Source organism: Curvibacter lanceolatus ATCC 14669, from assembly GCF_000381265.1.
GTDB classification, from domain to species: Bacteria; Pseudomonadota; Gammaproteobacteria; order Burkholderiales; family Burkholderiaceae_C; genus Curvibacter; species Curvibacter lanceolatus.
This window is the reverse complement of the sequence record NZ_KB906255.1, coordinates 24,118-44,579: the sequence shown is the minus strand read 5'-3', so window position 1 is coordinate 44,579 and position 20,462 is coordinate 24,118. Positions and strand designations below refer to the sequence as shown.

The 20,462-nt window shown below is 68.4% G+C and carries 15 protein-coding genes and 2 pseudogenes; 9 read left to right on the top strand and 8 right to left on the bottom strand.

The window, feature by feature from the left end; all coding sequences use genetic code 11:
- Positions 1-34 precede the first annotated feature (34 nt).
- A complete protein-coding gene (locus tag F624_RS0107145; protein WP_019573596.1) occupies positions 35-526 on the top strand; it encodes a (2Fe-2S)-binding protein in 492 nt (163 codons plus the stop codon).
- A gap of 20 nt (positions 527-546) precedes the next feature.
- On the top strand, positions 547-4,278 hold the full coding sequence (locus F624_RS0107140; protein ID WP_019573595.1) for a molybdopterin cofactor-binding domain-containing protein: 3,732 nt from the start codon (positions 547-549) through the stop codon (positions 4,276-4,278).
- A gap of 4 nt (positions 4,279-4,282) precedes the next feature.
- On the opposite strand, the gene F624_RS36485 is transcribed toward F624_RS0107140, so the two are convergent.
- The 5 genes and pseudogenes from F624_RS36485 to acpA all read right to left on the bottom strand — a co-directional run bounded on the left by F624_RS36485 (position 4,283) and on the right by acpA (position 10,128).
- On the bottom strand, positions 4,283-4,648 hold the full coding sequence (locus F624_RS36485) for a DUF4384 domain-containing protein (protein ID WP_425387276.1): 366 nt from the start codon (positions 4,646-4,648) through the stop codon (positions 4,283-4,285).
- A 373-nt stretch (positions 4,649-5,021) separates the two neighbouring features.
- Positions 5,022-5,945: pseudogene (locus F624_RS36480) on the bottom strand (caspase family protein); the annotation flags it as partial.
- A 115-nt stretch (positions 5,946-6,060) separates the two neighbouring features.
- Positions 6,061-7,734, bottom strand: coding sequence for a caspase family protein (locus F624_RS33305; protein ID WP_169426556.1), 1,674 nt, complete (start codon positions 7,732-7,734; stop codon positions 6,061-6,063).
- A 77-nt stretch (positions 7,735-7,811) separates the two neighbouring features.
- Positions 7,812-8,315: a hypothetical protein gene (locus F624_RS0107120; protein WP_031254409.1), complete on the bottom strand. Its 504-nt coding sequence runs from the start codon at positions 8,313-8,315 to the stop codon at positions 7,812-7,814.
- 130 nt (positions 8,316-8,445) lie between these two features.
- On the bottom strand, positions 8,446-10,128 hold the full coding sequence (acpA, locus tag F624_RS0107115) for an acid phosphatase (RefSeq protein WP_019573590.1): 1,683 nt from the start codon (positions 10,126-10,128) through the stop codon (positions 8,446-8,448).
- 215 nt (positions 10,129-10,343) lie between these two features.
- Between acpA and F624_RS0107110 the strand changes: the two genes are divergently transcribed.
- On the top strand, positions 10,344-11,606 hold the full coding sequence (locus F624_RS0107110; RefSeq protein WP_245573579.1) for a cytochrome-c peroxidase: 1,263 nt from the start codon (positions 10,344-10,346) through the stop codon (positions 11,604-11,606).
- Between the two features lie 301 nt (positions 11,607-11,907).
- Here F624_RS0107110 and F624_RS0107105 read toward each other — a convergent pair whose 3' ends face one another.
- From F624_RS0107105 to F624_RS32290, 3 genes and pseudogenes are all read right to left on the bottom strand, one after another.
- Positions 11,908-12,195: a type II toxin-antitoxin system RelE/ParE family toxin gene (locus tag F624_RS0107105; RefSeq protein ID WP_019573588.1), complete on the bottom strand. Its 288-nt coding sequence runs from the start codon at positions 12,193-12,195 to the stop codon at positions 11,908-11,910.
- A complete protein-coding gene (locus tag F624_RS0107100; protein ID WP_031254405.1) occupies positions 12,192-12,440 on the bottom strand; it encodes a type II toxin-antitoxin system ParD family antitoxin in 249 nt (82 codons plus the stop codon). The genes F624_RS0107105 and F624_RS0107100 overlap by 4 nt, the downstream gene beginning before the upstream one ends.
- Positions 12,441-12,649: 209 nt before the next feature.
- Positions 12,650-14,216, bottom strand: a pseudogene (locus F624_RS32290) (YifB family Mg chelatase-like AAA ATPase).
- A gap of 240 nt (positions 14,217-14,456) precedes the next feature.
- Here F624_RS32290 and F624_RS0107090 point away from each other — a divergent pair.
- From F624_RS0107090 to glcE, 6 genes are all read left to right on the top strand, one after another.
- Positions 14,457-15,248: a TorF family putative porin gene (locus tag F624_RS0107090; RefSeq protein WP_245573578.1), complete on the top strand. Its 792-nt coding sequence runs from the start codon at positions 14,457-14,459 to the stop codon at positions 15,246-15,248.
- 28 nt (positions 15,249-15,276) lie between these two features.
- Positions 15,277-15,615 carry a P-II family nitrogen regulator gene (gene glnK, locus F624_RS0107085; RefSeq protein WP_019573583.1) on the top strand — a complete coding sequence of 113 codons (339 nt, stop codon included), beginning with the start codon at positions 15,277-15,279 and terminating at the stop codon, positions 15,613-15,615.
- Positions 15,616-15,652: 37 nt separating this feature from the next.
- Entirely contained in the window at positions 15,653-17,209 is a 1,557-nt protein-coding gene (locus F624_RS0107080) for an ammonium transporter (protein ID WP_027474979.1), read from the top strand.
- 178 nt (positions 17,210-17,387) lie between these two features.
- Complete coding sequence (locus tag F624_RS0107075; RefSeq protein WP_019573581.1) at positions 17,388-18,284, top strand: aldose 1-epimerase; 897 nt, start codon at positions 17,388-17,390, stop codon at positions 18,282-18,284.
- Positions 18,281-19,228, top strand: coding sequence for an SMP-30/gluconolactonase/LRE family protein (locus tag F624_RS0107070; protein WP_019573580.1), 948 nt, complete (start codon positions 18,281-18,283; stop codon positions 19,226-19,228). The genes F624_RS0107075 and F624_RS0107070 overlap by 4 nt, the downstream gene beginning before the upstream one ends.
- 155 nt (positions 19,229-19,383) lie before the next feature.
- Positions 19,384-20,454 carry a glycolate oxidase subunit GlcE gene (gene glcE, locus F624_RS0107065; RefSeq protein WP_019573579.1) on the top strand — a complete coding sequence of 357 codons (1,071 nt, stop codon included), beginning with the start codon at positions 19,384-19,386 and terminating at the stop codon, positions 20,452-20,454.
- Positions 20,455-20,462: the final 8 nt, after the last annotated feature.

Genomic DNA, 20,462 nt, shown 5'->3' with positions numbered 1-20,462 from the left:
TCCTGCACCTCCTGCACCGCCTGTCAGATCCGCCATGCCCACCCCCACCCTTGAGGTCAACGGCCAGGCCGTGACCCTGCCCGACTCGGCCCAGGCCACCCTGCTGCACGTGCTGCGCAACGACCTGGGGCTGAATGGGCCCAAGTACGGCTGCGGCCTGGGGCAGTGCGGGGCCTGCACCGTGTGGGTGGACGGCGTGCCGGCGCGGGCCTGCGTGATCCCGGCCCAAGGGGTGGCCGGGCGCTGCATCACCACGCTCGAAGGCCTGACCGGCTTGTCGACCCAGCCCGGCCTGCACCCGGTGCAGCAGGCCTTCATCGACGAGCAGGCCGCCCAATGCGGCTACTGCCTCAACGGCATGGTGATGATGGCGGCGGCCCTGCTGGCGCGCGATCCCGAGCCCAGCGAGGCCGCGATCCGGCGCGAGCTCTCGCGCAACCTGTGCCGCTGCGGCACCCATGTCGAGATCGTGCGCGCCGTGCAGCGTGCCGTCGTGCTGCTGCGTGGCGCAGGGGAGGGCGCATGAGCCAATCCACGATCCAGCCCATGATCCAGCCCACGATCCGGCGTGCCGAGATCCCCCAGCACCGCGCCGACTACTTTGCCGCCCAAGGCGTGCTGCTGGTCTGGCGCGACCCGCCGCCGCCCCGGGCCCCTACACCGGGCCAGCCCCTGGCCGTGCCCAGCAACCCGGCCGAAGGTCCCGAGTTGCTGCTGGCGGTGTGGGACGACGGCTCGGTCACCGGCCTCAATGGCCACGTCGATCTGGGCACCGGCATCGGCACCGCGCTGGCGCAGATCGTGGCCGAAGAGCTCGACGTGCCCATGGCCGCCGTGCACATGGTGCTGGGCGACACCACGCGGGCGCCCAACCAGGGCGCCACCATCGCCAGCGCCACGCTGCAGATCCATGCCCAGCCGCTGCGCCTGGCCGCCGCCCAGGCCCGCCATTGGCTGCTGGCCGAGGCCGCAGCCCAAGCCGGCTGCCCGCCCGATGCCATCACCCTGCGCGACGGCCTGTTGCAAGGGCCCGGGCTCGCCGAGGCCTGGCCCCTGGGCCGGCTGTTGCAAGGCCGCCAGGCCTCCTTGCGACTCGACCCGGCCACCGCCACCAAGCCGGCCGCCGAATACCGGCTGGTCGGCCAATCCGTGCCCCGCGTGGACATTCCGGCCAAGGTCCGGGGTGAGGGGGATTTCGTCCACGACTTCCGCCTGCCCGGCATGCTGCACGGGCGTGTCGTCCGCCCGCCCTACGCCGGGGCCGACCATGGCGACTTCATCGGCAACACGCTGGAGTCCGTCGACGAGGCCTCGGTGGCCCACATCCCCGGCCTGCGGGCGGTGGTGGTGATCCGCGATTTCGTGGGCGTGGTGGCCGAGCGCGAAGAGCACGCTGAGCAGGCCCTGCGCGAGCTGCGCGTGCGCTGGAAGCCCTGGCCCGGCCTGCCCGACCTGGGCCAGCCCGAGGCCGTGCAGCAGGCGCTGCGCGACAACCCCGCCACCCAGCGCCGCCTGGTCGATGAGGGCGACGTGGACTCGGCCCTGGCGCAGGCCGCCCAGCCCATGCCGCGCACCTATGTCTGGCCGTACCAGCTGCATGCCTCGCTGGGCCCTTCGTGCGCGGTGGCCCATTGGCAGCAACAGGATCAACCCCCCCGGCTGGCCGTGTGGGCCGGTACCCAGAACCCGCATGTGCTGCGCGCCGATCTGGCCCGGCTGATGGGCCTGCCCGATGTCGCCATCGACCTGGTGCGGCTGGAGGCCTCGGGCTGCTACGGCCGCAACGGCGCCGACGACGTGGCCGCCGATGCGGCCCTGCTGTCGCGGGCCGTGGGCGCGCCGGTGCGGGTGCAGCTCACCCGCGAGCAGGAGCACCTGTGGGAGCCCAAGGGCACGGCCCAGCTCATGCAGGTGCGCGGTGGACTGAACGCCGATGGCTCAGTGGCCGGCTACGACTTCGAAACCTCCTACCCCAGCAACGGTGCACCCACGCTGGCGCTGCTGCTCACCCGCAGCATCGAGCCCACCGCACAGGCTTACGAGATGGGCGACCGCACGGCCCGCCCGCCCTACGACTACGACAACCTGCGCGTGGCGGTGAACGACATGCCGCCCGTGATCCGTGCCTCGTGGCTGCGCGGCGTGTCGGCCCTGCCCAACTCCTTTGCCCACGAGAGCTACATCGACGAGCTGGCCACCGCGGCCGGTGTCGACCCGGTGGCCTTCCGCCTGCAGCACCTGAGCGACCCGCGTGCCATCGAACTGGTGCAGGCCACGGCGCAAAAGGCCGGCTGGCAGCCCCACACCGGCCCCCGCCTGCAGGCCGACCCCGAGCAGCCCGACTGGCTGCACGGCCAGGGCTTTGCCTACGCGCGCTATGTGCACAGCAAATGGCCCGGCTTCGGCGCCGCCTGGGCCGCCTGGGTGGCCGATGTGGACGTCAACCGCAAGACGGGCGAGGTGCATGTGCGCCGCGTGGTGGTGGGGCACGACGCGGGCCTCATGGTCAACCCCGCCGGCATCGAGCGCCAGGTGCATGGCAACGTGGTGCAGACCACCAGCCGGGCCTTGAAAGAGCAGCTGCAGTTCGAAACCCCGCTGCCCTCGCCCGGCACACCGACCCCGGCCCAGGCCCAGGCCCTTACCCCGGCGCCAGTGCTCTCCAGCCGCGACTGGGGCAGCTACCCCATCCTCAGCTTCCGCGAGGTGCCGGTGGTCGAGATCGTGCACATGCCGCGCCCGGGCGAAGCCCCGCTGGGCGCCGGTGAATCGTCGTCGGTGCCCGGTACCGCGGCAATTGCCAATGCCATCTTCGATGCCACCGGCGTGCGCTTCCGGGCGCCGCCCTTCACGCCTGAGGTGGTGCGCGCCGCGCTGAATCCCTTGCCCCCCGCCGCCCAGGGCGCAGACGCCGAAGCACCGCCCCAGGCCTTGCCGGCGCCCGTGCCCGCCGGCCTGCCGCCGGACGCGCTGCTGCCGCGCCAGCGCCGCCCCTGGGCCCGTGTCGGGGCGCTGCTGGCGGCGGGCGTTGGCATCGGCCTCGGTGTGCTGGGCTGGCGCCCCGCCATCGCGCCGGTCCAGAGCGCGGGCGGGGCGTCGGTCTACAACGCCGCCACGCTGGAGCGTGGGCGGCTGTTGGCCGCGGCCGGCGACTGTGCGGTGTGCCACACCGCGCCTGGCGGGGCCGTCAACGCGGGCGGCCGCGCCATGGACACGCCCTTTGGCCGCCTCTACACCAGCAACCTCACACCCGACCCCGAGACCGGTCTGGGCCGCTGGTCCTTCAGCGCCTTCCAGCGCGCCATGCGCGAGGGCCTGTCGCGCGACGGCCATCATCTGTACCCGGCCTTCCCCTACACCGCCTTCGCCAAGATGAGCGATGACGACCTCACCGCGCTCTACGCCTGGCTGATGTCGCAGCCCCCGGTGCGGGCTGAAACCCCGGCGCCCGAGATGCGCTTCCCCTTCAACCAGCGCTGGCTCATGGCGGGCTGGAACGCGCTCTACCACGACCCCAGCCCCTGGCGCCCCGAGCCTGGCCAGAGCCCCGAATGGAACCGGGGCGCCTACCTGGTGCAGGGCCTGGGCCACTGCGGCGCCTGCCACACCCCGCGCAACGCGCTGGGCGCCGAGCAGGGCGGGGCGGCGTTTTTATCCGGCGCGCTGATCGATGGCTGGGAGGCCCCGGCCCTCACCGGCCAGTCGCGCGCCCCCGTGCCCTGGACGGCCCAGGCCCTGTACCACTACCTGCGCCACGGCCACAGCGCCCAGCACGGCGCCGCCCTGGGCCCCATGGCCCCGGTGGTGCGCGAGCTGCAGGCCCTGCCCGACAGCGACATCCGCGCGATGTCCACCTACCTGGCCAGCTTCAACCCCGCCACCCCCGACGCCCCCGAGCGCGCCGCCCGCCAGGTCGCCACCGCCGCCGCCCAGGCCCCCGCCCCGGGCCGCGTGCAGCGCCTGTTCGAAGGCGCCTGCGCCGCCTGCCACCACGACGGCGACGGCCCGCGCCTGCTGGGCGCCAACGTGCCCCTGGCCCTGAGCAGCAAGCTGCACAGCGAACACCCCGACAACCTGCTGCGCACCCTGCTGCACGGCGTGCGCGAGCCCGCCACGGCCGAGCTGGGCTTCATGCCCGCCTTCGACCAGGCCCTGAGCGACACCCAGCTCGTCGAGCTGGCCGGCTGGCTGCGCCAGCGCTACGCCCCTGGCCAGCCCGCCTGGGCGGATCTGCCGGGGGCGCTGGCGCGGCTGAGGGCGGCGCCTGGGCATCCGTGACGGCTCAAGGCTTCTCCTCCACCGTCACCAGCACCGCCCCATAGGCATCCGAGCAGGCCTGGCCCGCCAGGGGCCGGCAGGCCCCTGCGGCGGCATTGCCCAGCAGGGCCCCCAGGCGGGCTCGTCCCTGCAGGTCATTGAGGCTGCGGGCAAAGGGGCTGCCGGGGTCTTTGGGCAGGGCTTTCCAGTGGCGTGGGCCGTCGGCCACCATCACCAGCAGGGTGTCGGTGCCGGCTGGGCCGGCGGCCTTCACGGGCCAGTGCGGGCGGGGCAGCAGCAGCTGCTGGTCTTTCTCGATCCGGTTGTTGTTGTCGAGCTCGTTGGGAAAGAGCAGGGTCAGCGACTGGTTGTCCGAGCCCGCCAGGGCCACATAGACGTAGCCGCTGCGGTCGGACAGCACGGCCAGGTCCAGCACGTCCTGGCCAATGCGCAAGCTGCTGCGTCCGAGCCGGGCCTGCACCTGGCGCTTGCCGTCGCGCTGTTCGAACAGCTGGGCCAGGGCCTGGGCGCCGGTCAGGCGGACGGGGGCCGCGACCGGTGTCTGGGGCGGCACCACGGCGACCGGGGGGGCTGCTGGGCGTGGTGGTCGCGGTGGGCTGTGGTGTTGGGGGTAGTGTTTGGGGTAGTGCCGGGGTGGCCGCGGGCGGCGTCACGGGCGGGGTCTGAGCCACCGCATTGAGCACCCCGGTGGCGGGGGCACCGGGCACCTGCTGGGCGGGCAGGGCCTGGCTGAACCAGGCCGGCACGAACTTGCGGTTGCCCGACAGCAGCAGGTGGTGGGGAGTGAACAGGCTGTCGTTCTTCAGGCGCTGGTTGATCTTGGTCTGGGCGCATTGCTGGATCTCGTCCATGCTGATGGCGCCTGAGCCGTCGAGGTCGACTGCATCGCGCAGCAGGCAGTCACGCACGAACTGGGTCGCCAGGCCGCCCATTTTCTGGTCTTCCAGACTGACCTCGTCGGGGCGTGCCGCCGACAGGAACACCACGTCCTGAGGAAAAGCGCCCTGGGCCGTGGCTTCGTCGAGCAGGCTGCGTGGGCGCACATTGCTGGGGCGGGCACAGCTCTCGCTGGTCTCGGTGAAGCGGCCGCGCAGGGCGCCTTCACCGTTGTCGTTGACGGGGCTGTCGGCTGCGCTCCGTGGCTTGGGCATCTGGCTCAGCAAGCCGCCGGAGTGGCAGGCGTCGTACATCACGAACAGCTTGTCGGTCTTGAGCACGATGGGCTGCAGCAACTGGGCCATTTCCTTGTGCAGCACCATGCCTTTCCAGGTGCCACCGTCGTAGGTCGAGAGCGCTTCGGCGCATCCCCCGGCCTCCGGGTCCGGGAAGCGGGTGCCATGACCCGAGTAGTGGATGAACACCCGGTCGCCGTCCTGCACCCGGGTGTTCAGCGCGGCGATGGCGCGGCGGATGTTGTCGCCGGTGGCCTGCTCGTCCTGTAGGTAGCTGATGTTGTCGTCGGGCACCTGCATGGCGCGGGCGATCTGGGCTGCGGATTGGCGGTCTTCGGCAGCGCCCGGCAGTGGCGACGTTTTGGGGTCGGCAAAGCGGCTGATCGAGATGATCAGGGCGTGGCGGCTGTTTTTGCCGGGCGGGCTGCCCGGCTTGCCGCTGCCTTGTGCCCAGGCCCCGGAGGCGCCCAGCAGCGCCACCAGCAGCCAGGCCATGGGTGGGGGTGAAGTCCAGCGTTTCATGGGGTTCCTTGTGGGCACAGGGGGTGTGTTGCAGCGGCTTCTGCGTGGCCTGGCCCGCTGTCTTGGCGCAACCAGGGCGGTTGTCTGTTCAACGCTTGTCGGCGAGCTGGGCCGGGCGCACCTCGTAGCTGGTCAGTTCGTTGCGCTTCATGTCAGGCGCGCCATTGCCCGAGCGCCAGACCTCTTCCAGGGCCACGTAGTAGTGCAGTGCAGGCACATACCAGTAGGTGATCTCTTGACGGCCGTTCCAGCGGTCCTGCCCGTTGGTCTGGATGCCGGTCACCGAGGCCTCGCGCTCCACGCGAAAGGCCGTGAATTCGCCCGCGGGTACCTTGATGCGTTCCTGGCCCTTGACCTTGATCGTGCCTTTGAAGACCTGCTCGAACTCCTTGCCGTCGGAGCGCCTGGATTGCTCCTTGTAGCTGAAGTCTTCCTGGTGGCCGGTCTCCATCTTTCTGGGGAACAGCACTTCGGCCTCCGAGTAGACACGGCTTGGAAAGCGGGTGTTGCTCAGCTGCCGCAGGTTGCCGTTGGGGCTCATCACGGCGGAGCCGCTCAGCAGGTCGCCATTGGGCAGGATGCGGCTGATCTTGCGGTTCCAGTTGGAGATCACCTCGCCCTTGTACTTGTCGATCTGCTGGTAGCTCCAGCGGTCGCCCACACTGAAGCCGAAGGGGTTGGCTCCGGCCGCCGGGGAGGCCGGCTGGGCTGGCGGGGAGGGCTGGGTTTGTGGGGCCGCTGGGGCCGTTGGGGGCGGTGCGACGGTCGCCGTTGGAGCTGGCGTGGGCGCCTGGGGCGCCGGCGCCGCTGGCGAGTTCTGTTTCAACCGGGCCAGGGCCTCGGCGGCGTGCATGCTGTTGGGAAAGCGGGCCAAAAAGGTCTTCAGATCCAGCGCATCGCCCGAGGCCTTCACGAGGACCCACATGGATTCTTCGAGCGCCGCATTGGCCGAGGGGGTCTTGTCGCTGGGGGCCATGAAGTAGAAATCGCCCTCCAGCGATGTGGCTTCCCAGGGCACCTGCTTGTCCTTGGATTCGCGGCGCACGGCCGAGCGCACGCGCTTGAACACGTCCTCGACCTTGGCACCGGGCTCGCGCATGGCGCTCAGCAGGTGGTGGGTGTACAGGCCGTTGCTGCCGCTGCCGTCGCTCGCGACCGAACCTGGCGCGGTGGCAAAGGCCACCAGGGTGCCCACCGGGGCGTCCATCTGGGCCAGGCCTTGCTGGGCGCTGCGAAAGCTGCGGGCAAACGGGTTGTTGCGGCACGCATCGAGAATCATGATGTTGGTGCCGTTGCCGGCGGCCTCCATCTTGTCCAGGATGGCCTGGGCATCCACCGCCTGGTAGGCCACCTCGTCTTCGCGCTGGATGACGCTGTTCACCGGGATCAGGTAGTTGCGGCCCTTGATCTGCATGCCGTGGCCAGCGTAGTAGAACACCCCGACCCCGCCCTTGCGCAACTGGTCGCCAAAGCGTCGGATGCCGGTCAGCATGCCCTGGATGTCGGTGTCCACCTGCAGCGTGACCGCAAAGCCCGATTCCTTCAGGGCCTGGGCCATGGCCCGGGCATCGTTGGGCGGGTTGTGCAGGGGCGCATCGCGGTACGCCCCATTGCCGATCACCAGGGCCACCCGCTGCGAGGCCGTGGCCACGGTCGTGGCCTCCGGTGCACTGATGACCAGGTTGCGTTCGTCCGCGTCTCGGGCTGCCAGGGCCGGCCCCGCCAGGGTGCAGGCCAGGGTCAGGGCCAGGCTTCTGTTCACCCAGCCTGTCATCGCCGTGATCGAATTGTTGTTTTTCATCGTTTTTGTTTGGAAGGCCTGTCTCTGCCAGGGTGGGATCAAGGGGCTTTGGGTACTTTCTCGAACACCACGCGTTCGATGAACACCTCGCCGCCCTCGGTCTTGTTCAGCACCAACCTGGCCTGATGGCCCGCCGCGGCTTGCAGCACCTGAGATTCCTTGATTTCGCCCCAGGTCTTGAGCGCCGACCACAGCCCGCTGACCAGCCCCAGCAGCAGCACCGGGTTGCGCGGCGCCACATCACCGGGCGGTGGCGACACCTCGAGACGCCCCCCCGACTGCTCGATCGCCGTCAGCCACTTCTGCAGCCGCATGGGCACCTCGTTGGGTGTGACCTTGCCGTAGAAGCTCACCCCCACTTCGGCCTGTCCGGCGTTGAGGGCCTGGGCCAGTTCCTTGTCAAAGCGTGGCAGATCCAGAAAAGAGATGGCCGGCTTCGCCGTCGCGGAGGCCGCGATGGGCTGGGCTTCGGTCTGAGCCACTGCCGTGCCCAGACAGCCCAGCAGGGCTCCGGCCACGATGACGGGTAGAAAGATTCGCATGAAACCGGATTCTGCAACAGCGTTGCCGATTGCTGCCCAATGCCAGGGGATGGCGCTTGGTATTGCCACAAGGCAAAGGGCCGGCCCCTGTCGGAGGCCGGCCCTTTTGCAGGCGAGAGCAGCGAGCCGATCAGTTCAACTGCAGCGCATTGGTCAGGTCGCCCATGACGGAGGCGCCATTGGCTTTCAATGCGGCGTCGCGCGAGGCCAGGCCGGGCAGGGTGTCCAGGCCGAAGGTGCGGGTGATCAGACGCAACACCGAGGCGGTGTCGTACTGGGTGTGGTCCACGGTGCCCTTTTTGGCCAGGGGCGAGATCACCAGGGCCGGGATGCGGGTGCCGGGGCCGATCAGGTCGCCCTTGGGGGGGGCCACGTGGTCCCAGGTGCCACCGAACTCGTCGTAGGTCACGACCACCACCATGTTGTTCCACTGCGGGCTGCTCTGCAGCTTGGCGATCAGGTCGGCGATCTTGCTGTCGGCGTCCTTGATGTTGGCGTAGCCCGGGTGTTGGTTGTACAGGCCTTCGGGCTTGTAGAAGGTCACGGCGGGCAGGGTGCCGGCGGCGGCGTCGGCCACCAGGTCGTTGTAGTCCTTCAGGTGGTTGGTGCGGTAGGCGGCGCCGGTCACCGGGTCGGCCTTGGCGTAGTAGTTGAAGGGCTGGTGGTGCGGCTGGAAGTCCACGTTGGCCGTGGTGGCCACGCCAAAGCTGTTGCCGGCGTAGATCACCGAGCGGGGGGCGGTCGGGTCTTGCACACCGTCGGCCAGGGCGCTGTTCCAGGCACCGCTGTACCACTTCCAGCTCACGTTCTTGGCATCCAGCAGGTCGCCGATGTTCGTGGCGGTCTGCGGCGGCAGGGTGGTGGCCTTGGTGGCGTTGGCGTACAGGGCGTTGCTGCCGGTCACGTTGGCCGGGGCGTTGCCGCTGGGCTGGTAGGCCGGCTGCATGGTGTTCACAGCGTAGAACTTGCCGTCACCAAAGTAGTTGGCAGGCGTGATGTTGCCGCTCAGCACATAGCTGGGCGCGCCGTCCAGGGCCGAGGCCGGGCTGGTCGACTTGGTGCTCAGCGTGGAGGTGTATTTGCCGCTGGCATCCTTGTTCAGCACCGCGATGGTGGGGGCGGCGGCTGCGGTGTCGGCGTTCGGGTACTCGGGGGCGCAGGCGCACACCAGGTACTGGTGGTTCAGGAAGGAGCCACCAAAGGCACCCTGGAAGAAGTTGTCGGCCAGCACGTACTGCTGGGCCAGCTTGTACATGGCGGTGCCACTGGTGTCGAAACGGCCCATGGTCAGGCCGCCGGCGTCCGACCAGGCGGCAAACATGTCGTTGGCGCCGCCGTTGATCTGCATCTGGTTCTCGAAGAAGCGGTGGTACAGGTCACGCGTCACGGTGGCGGTGGTCAGCACGGCGTTCGAGGCGGCCTGGAAGGCGGTTTCGATCGAGAACGGGGCGTTGGGCAGGCCGGCGCTTTGCGCCTGGGTCACCACCGGGGTCACGCCGCCGGCGGTCACACCGCCCCAGGTCTGGGGCAGGGTGGCCAGCACGTTGCCGTTGCGGTCTTTTTGCGGCACGTAGGCCGAGGTCAGCTTGCCATTGGCGTCGTACAGGCTGCTGATGCCGTTGGCGCCAGGGAAGTTGCCATAGAGACCGTCGAACGAGCGGTTTTCGGCATAGATGACGACCACGTTCTTGACCTTGGAGCGCAAGGCGGTGGTGGTGTCGACGCTGTCGTCGTTGCAGGCGCTCAGCGCGAGGGCGGCCAGCACGGTCAGGGGAAAGACGGCAAGGCCTTTCAGCGAGGGACGGTTTTTCATGGTGGAGTGATCCCGGTGGTTGGAAAGATGGGCAGGCCAGTGTTCCGAGCCGCTGTGACAGACCGTTTACATACTTCTGCCCATGCCTTTCTTTACCAAGTCTTTGCAGTCGAAGCCGGGGCGCTTGCCCTGGCAGCGGGTCAGGTGCCGGGCTGTCATCGCAATGCCATCAGGCGGCGGTACAAGGGCGGCCTCTGATGTTGAAAGCCGCGCCCGTGAGTCGTCTGTCTTCTGCTTTTTCTGCTGCTGTGCTGTCGTGGTGTGTTGTGACGGGGCCGGTGTGGGCCGAGTCGCCCCCGCCCGCTCAACCGGCGCAACCCGCCCAGCCCTTCTATGCCACCCGTTTTGAGCGCCAGCCCAACCCGGCTGAGCTGACCGAGCTGGGGCGGCGCCTGTTCAACGAGCCGGCGCTGTCGGCCTCGGGCCGCATGAGCTGTGCCTCGTGCCACAGCCCGCAGCATGCGTACGGGCCGGCCAACGCCTTGTCGGTGCAGCTGGGTGGGCCCGATGGGCACCTGCAGGGTTTGCGTTCTGTGCCTTCGCTGCGCTACCGGCAGGCCACGCCACCTTTCAGCGAGCATTTCAGTGACAACGATGGCAACGACAGCATCGACCAGGGCCCCACCGGGGGGCGCACCTGGGACGGGCGCGCCAATTCGGCGCATGAGCAGGCCGAGATGCCCTTGCTGTCGCCGCTGGAGATGGCCAATCGCAGCCCGGCGGACGTGATTGCGCGGCTGACGGCCTCGCCCAGCGCCGGTGCTTTTCGCACCACTTTCGGGCCCCAGACGCTGAGCCAGCCCGACCAGGCCTGGAAGGGCTTGCTCTGGGCGCTGGAGGTGTTCCAGCAAAGCCCGGCCGATTTTTACCCCTACAACAGCCGTTACGACGCCTTTTTGCGTGGCCAGGCCCAGCTCAATGCCGCTGAGCGGCGCGGCATGGCTGTCTTCAACGACCCCAACAAAGGCAACTGCCTGCAGTGCCACCCGGGCGCGGTCAAGCGCGGCGCCTTTCCCGAGTTCACCGACCATGGCCTGATCGCCCTGGGGGTGCCGCGCAACAAGGCCATCAGCGCCAATGCCGATCCGGCCTGGTTCGACCTGGGCCTGTGCGGCCCCATGCGCACCGACCTGAAGGACCACCCCGAGTACTGTGGTCTGTTCAAGACCCCCAGCCTGCGCAACGTGGCGGTGCGCCAAGCCTTTTTCCACAACGGGGTCTACCACCGGCTGGAGGATGCGGTGCGCTTCTATGCCGAGCGCGACACCCGGCCTGAGCGGGTCTTCCCGCGCGGCCGCGATGGCCGCGTCAAAAAGTACGACGACCTGCCGGCCAAGTACCACTCCAATGTGAACACCGAGGCCCCCTTCGGCACCGACCCGGGTGGGCGGGCCCGCCTCAGCGAGGCGGACGTGCGCGATCTGGTGGCTTTCCTGCGCACCTTGACCGACAGCGATCTGCCGGCGGCACGGCACTGAAGCCGGCGTTCCGTGCGGTTTGCGTCGATCAGGACACGTTCTCAGGCGCGGGCCGGGCTGGGCGTTCTGACCCCCAGCACTTTGCAAAGCGCCCGCTCTATCTCGGCCAGGTCATCGTTGGCCATGTCGGTGACGTAGCTAGGCGGGGCTTGGCGATGGACGGCACGGACGGTTATGGGGCAGCGCCTGCTCGATTCGCAAGGGCTTTGTGATATCCAGGACTTTCGCCGTGTTGGGAGGGCGGGAGAGGGCATTCCGTGGGGCAAAAGGCAAGACGTGACCCCCGGAGTTCAAGCGTGGGCTAAAGGTGCCGCTCAGCATCCTGCCGTTGGTGCAGGATGCGAATCACGTCCAGATGGCCGGGATAGTCCAGAAAATAAATGACGTGCGAGCCGCACGGGTGCTTTTGAAAGTCCGGCAGCACCTCGGCAGTGCGACCCTGCTTGGTTCCTCGGGCCAGCGCATGGCACGCATCCCGAATGGCATCGATGTAGTCGTCGGCTTGGTCTGGCCCCCACCTAGAGGCGCTGTAGTCCCAGATTTCGTCTATGTCGGCCTCGGCCGCTGGCGAGAACGCAACAGCCTTCATCGCGGCTGAAGTCCTGCACGCTTACGCGCCTTGAACGTCTCAAAGTCGAAGGGGCGCGGCTCACCGGATTCAAGGCCTGTGCGCAGGGCATCTTGCAGCGCGTTCACCTTGGCCTCATGTTCTTCCAGCAGGCGCAATCCTGCCCGAACCACATCGCTGGCCGAGCCATAGCGCCCGCCTTGCACCTGGGCGTCGATGAAGCTGGTGAAGTGCATTCCGAGGGATACGGAGGTATTTCGGCTCATTGGCTTTCTCCTTGTGAGAAGCGCCAATCGTACCAATTTTTGGTATTTTTTGCGGTGGCCGGGCGTTGCGCCTCAGCCAGTGACAGCCTGCGCGATCTCATGTCACTGTGCCCTATGCCCGCTTGGCCAACATCACCTGCGGGGGGCTCAGGGCCACCCTGTGATTCAGGCCGTTGTGGAAGAAGTTCGAGGGCGTGGTGCCCGGCGCCTCAGCGCCGCACCACCAGGGGCCGGTACTGCGCGGCTTCGGCCAGGTGTTCGGCCTGCACGGTGTCTGAGTCGGCCAGGTCGGCCACGCTGCGGGCCACGCGCAGCACCCGGTGCACGCCGCGGGCCGACCAGGCCCATTGGCGGCTCATGGCCTGCAGCAGGCCGGCCACGCCCTCGCCCAGCTGCAGGTGGGTGTCCAGCGCCTGGCCTTGCAGATCGCGGTTGGGGCAGCCCTGGCGCCGCAGGGCGCGGGCCCGGGCGGCGGCCACGCGGGCGCGCAGTTCGGCGCTGTCGGTGGCGGCTGGCGCGGGTGAGGCCGCCCCAGTGCCGGGCAGCAGTTCCAGGGCGGGCACGGCGGTCACCTCCAGGTGCAGGTCGATGCGGTCGAGCAGGGGGCCGCTGAGCCGGCCCTGGTAGCGCGCGATCTGCTCGGGCGAGCAACGGCAGGCGCGCACGGTCGAGCCGTGGTAGCCGCAGGGGCAGGGGTTCATGGCGCCCAGTAATAAGAAGTGGGCCGGGAAGTTGGCCCGCCGCCCGGCCCGAGAGATGGTGATTTCGCCCGTTTCCAGCGGCTCGCGCAGGGCCTCGAGGGCGGCACGGGGAAATTCGGGCATCTCGTCCAGAAACAGCACACCGTGGTGCGCCAGCGAGATTTCGCCGGGGCGCGGCGGTGAACCGCCCCCCCACCAGGGCCACGGCGCTGGCCGTGTGGTGCGGCTGGCGGGTGGGGCGCCGGCCCCAGTCGCTGATGTTGAAACGCCCCTCCAGGCTGGCCACAGCGGCGCTTTCCAGGGCCTCGTCCAGGCTCATCTCGGGCAGCAGGCCGGCAAAACGCTGGGCCAGCATCGACTTGCCCGAGCCCGGTGGGCCGCTCATCAACAGGCTGTGGTGGCCTGCTGCGGCGATTTCCAGTGCCCGTTTGGCGGCCGCCTGGCCTCTGACCTCACTGAGATCGGGGCCCTGGGTCGCCTGGCTGCGCGCGGGCGCAAGCACCCGCACCAGACCGGTGCCAGGTTCGGGATCAGCTGCCGGGCCGTCGCTGGGCGTCCAGGCAAAGGCCTGCACCACATCCAGCAGGTGGTTGGCGCGCCAGACCGGCATGTCGGGCACCAGGGCGGCCTCTTCGGCACTGCCGGGGGGCAGCACCAGTTGCACAGGCGCACCGCCCTGGCGGTGCAGGGCCAGGCTCATGGCCAGTGCCCCACTGACCGGGCGCAACTCGCCGGACAGCGACAGCTCGCCCGCGAACTCGTGGCCAGCCAGGCGGGCCGGGTCGATCTGTTCGCTGGCGGCCAGCAGGCCCAGGGCGATGGGCAGGTCAAAGCGCCCCGAATCCTTGGGCAGGTCGGCCGGCGCCAGATTGACGGTGATGCGTTTGTTGTGCGGGAACTCCAGCCCGGCGTTCTGCAGCGCCGAGCGCACGCGCTCGCGCGCCTCTTTGACCTCGACCTCGGCCAACCCCACCAGGGTGAAGCTGGGCAGGCCATTGGCCAGATGCACCTCAACGGTCACCGGCAAGGCCTCGAAACCGAGCAAAACCCGGCTTTGCACCAAAGAAAGACCCATTTTCATGCGCTCCTGTTCATCTCGTCACCAGAAGAGTGCATTGGGAGGCCGATCGGCGTAGGCTGCACGTGACTGCACCAATTAGGTGCTTCTCTAACAAGTTTGAAACAAAAAACCGCGCTCTCTTCCTGGGCGTTCCGCTGGCGGCAACGGGGATTTGCGCAAAGAGCAGCAAAAGTTGGCACACAACCTGCATAAGTGCAGCGTCAACCCGATGATTTTTTTTAACAGGAGAACTCCGTGAAATTCGACGTCAAAAAAACAATGATCCTGGCTGCTCTGACCCTGGCCGCCTCGTCCTCGTTTGCCCAGACCGCTGCACCGGCTGAAGCTCCGGCCGCCGCGCCTGAAAACACGCTGGCCTTCAATGCCAGCCTGGCCTCCGAATACCGCTACCGCGGCATTTCGCAGTCGCGCTTCCTGCCGGCTGTGCAAGGCGGCGTCGATTTCACCCACACCAGCGGCTTCTACGTTGGCGCCTGGGCTTCCACCATCAAGTGGATCAAGGACGGCGGCACCGTGGCCGGCGTCAATGCCAAGGGCCCGGTCGAGCTCGACCTGTACGGCGGCTACCGCGGCGAAGTGGTCAAGGACGTGGCCTACGACGTGGGCTACCTGCGCTATGAATACGTGGGCAACAGCTACAAGAACGTGTCTGGCGTCAATGCCAACACCGATGAAATCTATGGCGCCCTGACCTACAGCGTGGTCACCGCCAAGTACTCGCACAGCCTGTCTGACCTGTTCGGCACCCCCAACAGCAAGAACAGCGGCTACCTCGACGTGTCGGCCACCTTCGACCTGGGCAATGGCCTGAGCCTGGTGCCTCACGTGGGCCGCCAACTGGTCAAGAACAACGGCCTGTACAGCTACACCGATTACGCCCTGACCCTGAACAAGGACCTGGGCAATGGTTTCGTCGTGTCGGGCGCGGTGCTCGGTACGGACGCCAAGAGCGGCGCTTATGTGTCCCCGTCCAACAAGAACCTCGGTCGTGACGGTGTGGTCCTGAGCGTCAAGTACAACTTCTGATCAGCGGCCCTGGCCCCTAGGAGAACGCATGAAACTCGTAACTGCCATCATCAAACCCTTCAAGCTGGACGAAGTGCGTGAAGCACTGTCCGCCATGGGTGTGCAAGGCATCACCGTCACGGAAGTGAAGGGCTTCGGTCGCCAGAAGGGCCACACCGAGCTCTACCGCGGCGCCGAATATGTCGTCGACTTCCTGCCCAAGGTGAAGATCGAAGCGGCTGTGGCCGACGACCTGGTCGAACGCGTCATCGAAGCTGTCGAGTCCGCAGCCCGCACCGGCAAGATCGGCGACGGGAAGATCTTTGTGTACGACCTCGAGCAGGTGGTCCGCATCCGTACCGGCGAGACCGGTAAAGAGGCCCTGTAAACGAGCCCTCGGTCACGTCCGAAAGAAAGTCACAACCATGAAAAAGCTATTCGCAACGATTGCACTGGGTTTCAGTCTGATGTTTGCCGGCGGCGCCGTGCTGGCTCAGACCCCCGCAGCACCTGCTGCCGAGGCACCGGCCGCTGCAGCGCCTGCTGCCGAGGCCAAGGCCGCTGACGCCAAGCCGGCCGATGCCGCAGCGCCTGCTGCCGCTGCCGCCGCACCGGCTGACGCTGCTGCCGCCGCTGCACCGCAGCCGGTTCCCAACAAGGGCGACACCGCCTGGATGATGGTCTCCACCCTGCTGGTGATCCTGATGACCGTGCCCGGCCTGGCCCTGTTCTACGGCGGCCTGGTGCGCAGCAAGAACATGCTGTCCGTGCTGATGCAGGTGATGGTCACGTTCTCGCTGATCGTCGTGCTGTGGTTCATCTACGGCTACAGCCTGGCCTTCACCGAGGGCGGCTCCTTCATCGGCGGCTTTGACCGGCTGTTCATGAAGGGCATCTGGGACAACGCCGCAGGCACTTTCGTGAATGCCGCCACCTTCAGCAAGGGTGTCGTGATTCCTGAAATCGTGTTTGCCGCCTTCCAGGCCACCTTCGCCGGCATCACCTGCACGCTGATCGTGGGCGCCTTCGCTGAGCGCATCAAGTTCTCCGCCGTGCTGATGTTCATGGTGCTGTGGTTCACCTTCAGCTACGCACCGATCGCCCACATGGTCTGGTTCTGGATGGGCCCGGACGCCTACACCGGCAAGGACGTTGTGGATGCCATGAACGGCAAGGCCGGCATGATCTGGCAATGGGGCGCGCTGGACTTCGCCGGCGGTACCGTGGTGCACATCAACGCCGCTGTGGCTGGCCTGGTGGGTGCCTTCATGGTCGGCAAGCGCATCGGTTACGGCAAGGAATCGATGGCGCCTCACAGCCTGACCCTGACCATGGTCGGCGCCTCGCTGCTGTGGGTGGGCTGGTTCGGCTTCAACGCCGGCTCCGCTCTGGAAGCCAACGGTTTCGCCGCCCTGGCCTTCATCAACACCTTTGGTGCCACCGCCGCCGCTGTGCTGGCCTGGTCGGTGGGTGAAGCTCTGCACAAGGGCAAGGCCTCGATGCTGGGTGCTGCTTCTGGCGCCGTCGCCGGCCTGGTGGCCATCACCCCGGCTGCCGGCAACGTCGGTATCGGCGGTGCCCTGGTGATCGGCCTGCTGGCTGGCTTCGTCTGCCTGTGGGGCGTGACCGGTCTGAAGAAGATCCTCGGCGCTGACGACACCCTGGACGTGTTCGGCGTGCACGGCGTGGGCGGCATCCTGGGTGCCATCCTGACCGGCGTGTTCAACTCGCCTTCCCTGGGTGGCCCCGGCTTCGTGGCTGACTGGGTCACGGCCACCGGCATCACGGCTGCTGACTATTCCATCGCTTCCCAAGTCTGGATCCAGACCAAGGCTGTCCTGGTCACCGTGGTCTGGTCGGGCGTGGTCTCGTTCGTGTCCTACAAGGTGGTCGACCTGACCATTGGCCTGCGCGTCAGCGAAGAAGACGAGCGCGAAGGTCTGGACATCACCTCGCACGGCGAAACGGCTTACAACCGTTAAAGGCCATGCCGGAGGGGCCGTAGCTGCCCTGCGACCCCTCCGAGGTTTTTTTCATTGAGAGTCTCCCTTGGATATTGGGCCCGCTTCGGCGGGCCCTTTTTTTTGTGCGGGGCATGGCGGGCCGAGGGCACAATCCGGGGTTCCGTTTTTCGCTGCCTCGGCCGCCAAGGTGAATGCCATGCCCCATGCCCCCGCCCTGATCCTGGACAACACCGCCGCCGGCGGTGATCTGCGTTGTGCGGTGCGCCCCGACCTGGGCGGCTGCCTGGCCGGCCTGTGGTGGCGGGGTGAGCCCGTGCTGCGCCTGCCGCCGCCCGAGGGCCTGGCCCAGGCGCGCCAATCTGGCAGCTACCCGCTGGTGCCGTATTCCAACCGCATCGGCCACGCCGTGCTGCACTGGCAGGGCACAGGCCACCCCCTGGTGAACAACAACGCGCCCGAGCCGCATGCCATCCACGGCGTGGGCTGGCAAGCCCCATGGCAGGTGCTGAAGCAGGGCCCCGACCACCTGCTCATGGCCTTTGAGCACCCGGCCGACGCCGCCTGGCCCTTTGCCTTTGACGCCTCCCAGACCCTGCGCCTGCGCGGCAACACCCTGGAGCTGACGCTCGGCATGACCAACCAGTCGCCCCACCCGGTGCCTGCGGGCCTCGGCTGGCACCCCTGGTTCGTCAAGCGCGCTGGCGCCCACCTCGCCTTCGAGGCCACCGCTCGCTGGGAAGTGGGCCCCGACAAGCTGCCCACCCACCGCACCCCGTCCACCGGCCTGCACGCCGATGCCAAACTGCTGGACCTGGACCATTGTTTCGAGGGCTGGTGCGGCCTGGTCACCCTGCGCGATCCGGTCATGACCGTGCGCGTGCGCAGCAACACCGCCTACCTGGTGGTGTGCACCCAGCCTCAACGAGACAGCGTGGCCATTGAGCCGGTCAGCCATGCCAACAACGCCATCAACCTGCAGCACGCGCAGGGCCGTGCCCCGGCCGAGCTCGGGGTGCGCACGCTGGCCCCTGGCGAGTCGCTGACCCTGCAGATGAGCATTGAAATCAGCCATGACGAAGGAGACCCCGCATGAGCACCACCCTCCACCTGAACTGGCAGGCCATCAGCCCCGAGCGCAGCAAACTCGGGGAGTCGCCGTTCTGGCACCCGCACGAGCAGATGCTGTACTGGGTCGACATCCCCGGGCGCGAGCTGCTGCGCTGCAATGTGTTCACCGGCCACATCGAGCACTGGGCCCTGCCCAGCGAGCCCGGCTGTGTGGCGCCGGCCCGCGCTGGCGGCCTGGTGCTGGCGCTGCGTGATGGCGTGTACCGGGCCCGCGACTGGGGCGGCGCGCTGCAGCGCATCGCCGGCTTCAGCCACGACCCGCGCACCACCCGCTTCAACGACGGCCGCTGCGACCCGCAGGGCCGCTTCTGGGCCGGCACCATCTATGAGCCCCGCGACCGTCGCCTGGGCGAGCTGTTCAGCGTCGATGCCCGCGAGGGCGGCAAGCCCACGCTCGCCTTGCGGGCCATCAACAACGTGGTGTCCAACGGGCTGGCCTGGTCGCCCGATGGCCGCACCCTGTACTGGGCCGACACCCAGGACCACCGCATCGACGCCTGGACCTTCGACCCCACCAGCGGCGCCCTGCGGCGTCACCGCCTGTTTGCCCAATTGCCTCCCAAGCCCGAGGGCTTCCGCTCCGACGACATGGCTGCCGCTGCCACTTATGGCGGTCGACCCGATGGCGCCGCAGTCGACGTCGAAGGCAACTACTGGAGCGCCCAGTTCGAGGGTGCCCGCCTGCTCAAGTTCTCGCCCGCGGGCGAGCTGCTGGCCGAGGTGCCGCTGCCGGCCCGTTGTCCCACCATGCCCTGCTTCGGGGGCGATGATGGCCGCACCCTGTATGTCACCACCGCGTCCAATGGCCGCCCGGCGGCCGAAGCCGACCACTGGCCCGACAACGGCCGCGTGCTGGCCGCCCGGGTCGATGTGCCGGGCCTGCCGGTGAATTTCTTCGCCGAGGGCTGAGCGCCGGCCTGGCTCCAGCCCTGGCGGGTCGGTCGTCCGGGCCCGCCAGGGTGGCCTGAAATTGCCCTGGCTCAATTTTCTGCATGCCGGGCGTTCAAAAAAATCACGGGGCCGCCTATCGCACCGGTCGGGCCCTGGGCGTACCATTTGCGCCCATGGAGACCGCCTTGCAAACCCTCATCGAGCGCATTCGCGCCGCCGCCGCCGCTGCCACGCCCCTGCGCATCCGCGGAGGTGGCACCAAGGATTTCTATGGCCAGAGCCTGCACGGCCAGGTCCTGGACACCCGCAGCCTGGCAGGCATCAGTGCCTACGAACCCAGTGAACTGGTGATCACCGCCGGTGCCGGCACCCCGCTGGTCGAGCTGGAGGCCGCGCTGGCGGCACAGGGCCAATGCCTGCCCTTCGAGCCCCCACATTTCGGCCCCGGCGCCACGGTGGGCGGCATGGTGGCCGCTGGCCTGGCCGGCCCGGCCCGGGCGGCCGTGGGCAATGTGCGCGATTACGTGCTGGGGTTGGAGCTGGTCAATGGCCGGGCCGAGCACCTCACCTTTGGCGGCCAGGTCATGAAGAACGTGGCGGGTTACGACGTGTCGCGCCTGCTGGCGGGCTCGTTGGGCACGCTGGGGCTGATCACCTCGGTCTCGCTCAAGGTGCTGCCGGTACCGGTGGCCGACGCCACGCTGCGCTTCGAGTTCGACGAGCCCACCGCGTTGGCCCGCCTCAACGCCTGGGGGGGCCTGCCCCTGCCCGTGAACGCCTCGTGCTGGCTGGCCGGCGTGCTCCACCTGCGCCTGCGCGGCGCCCAGGCTGCGGTGCAGGCCGCCTGCCAGCGCCTGGGTGGCGAGCTGTTGGCGCCCGAGTCGGCGCAGGCCTTCTGGCAGTCGCTGCGCGAGCAGACCCACCCCTTCTTCCAGCCCCAGGCCGATTTCAGCCTGTGGCGTCTGGCTGTGCCCGACACCGCGGTGCCGCTGCAACTGGGCCCCACCCTGATCGAGTGGGGCGGCGCCCAGCGCTGGCTGCACGCGCCGTCCGAGCAGGCCAAGCGCTTGCGCCACCACGCGGTCAGCGTGGGCGGCCATGCCACCCGCTTTCGTGGGCCCGATGCCGCGCTCGACGTGTTCACCCCCCTGTCGCCCGCGCTCGATCGCATCCAGCGCGGCCTCAAGCAGCAGTTCGACCCGGCCGGCGTGTTCGGCCACGGCCGGCTGTACCGCGGCTGGTAAGCTCGCTT

What these genes read in the sequence shown, in the direction of transcription:
- F624_RS0107145 (WP_019573596.1), top strand. Translation starts at nt 35, where the DNA reads ATGCCCACCCCCACCCTTGAGGTCAACGGCCAGGCCGTGACCCTGCCC.
- F624_RS0107140 (WP_019573595.1), top strand. Translation starts at nt 547, where the DNA reads ATGATCCAGCCCACGATCCGGCGTGCCGAGATCCCCCAGCACCGCGCC.
- F624_RS0107120 (WP_031254409.1), bottom strand. Translation starts at nt 8,315, where the DNA reads ATGCGAATCTTTCTACCCGTCATCGTGGCCGGAGCCCTGCTGGGCTGT.
- acpA (WP_019573590.1), bottom strand. Translation starts at nt 10,128, where the DNA reads ATGAAAAACCGTCCCTCGCTGAAAGGCCTTGCCGTCTTTCCCCTGACC.
- F624_RS0107105 (WP_019573588.1), bottom strand. Translation starts at nt 12,195, where the DNA reads ATGAAGGCTGTTGCGTTCTCGCCAGCGGCCGAGGCCGACATAGACGAA.
- F624_RS0107100 (WP_031254405.1), bottom strand. Translation starts at nt 12,440, where the DNA reads ATGAGCCGAAATACCTCCGTATCCCTCGGAATGCACTTCACCAGCTTC.
- glnK (WP_019573583.1), top strand. Translation starts at nt 15,277, where the DNA reads ATGAAACTCGTAACTGCCATCATCAAACCCTTCAAGCTGGACGAAGTG.
- F624_RS0107080 (WP_027474979.1), top strand. Translation starts at nt 15,653, where the DNA reads ATGAAAAAGCTATTCGCAACGATTGCACTGGGTTTCAGTCTGATGTTT.
- F624_RS0107075 (WP_019573581.1), top strand. Translation starts at nt 17,388, where the DNA reads ATGCCCCATGCCCCCGCCCTGATCCTGGACAACACCGCCGCCGGCGGT.
- F624_RS0107070 (WP_019573580.1), top strand. Translation starts at nt 18,281, where the DNA reads ATGAGCACCACCCTCCACCTGAACTGGCAGGCCATCAGCCCCGAGCGC.
- glcE (WP_019573579.1), top strand. Translation starts at nt 19,384, where the DNA reads ATGGAGACCGCCTTGCAAACCCTCATCGAGCGCATTCGCGCCGCCGCC.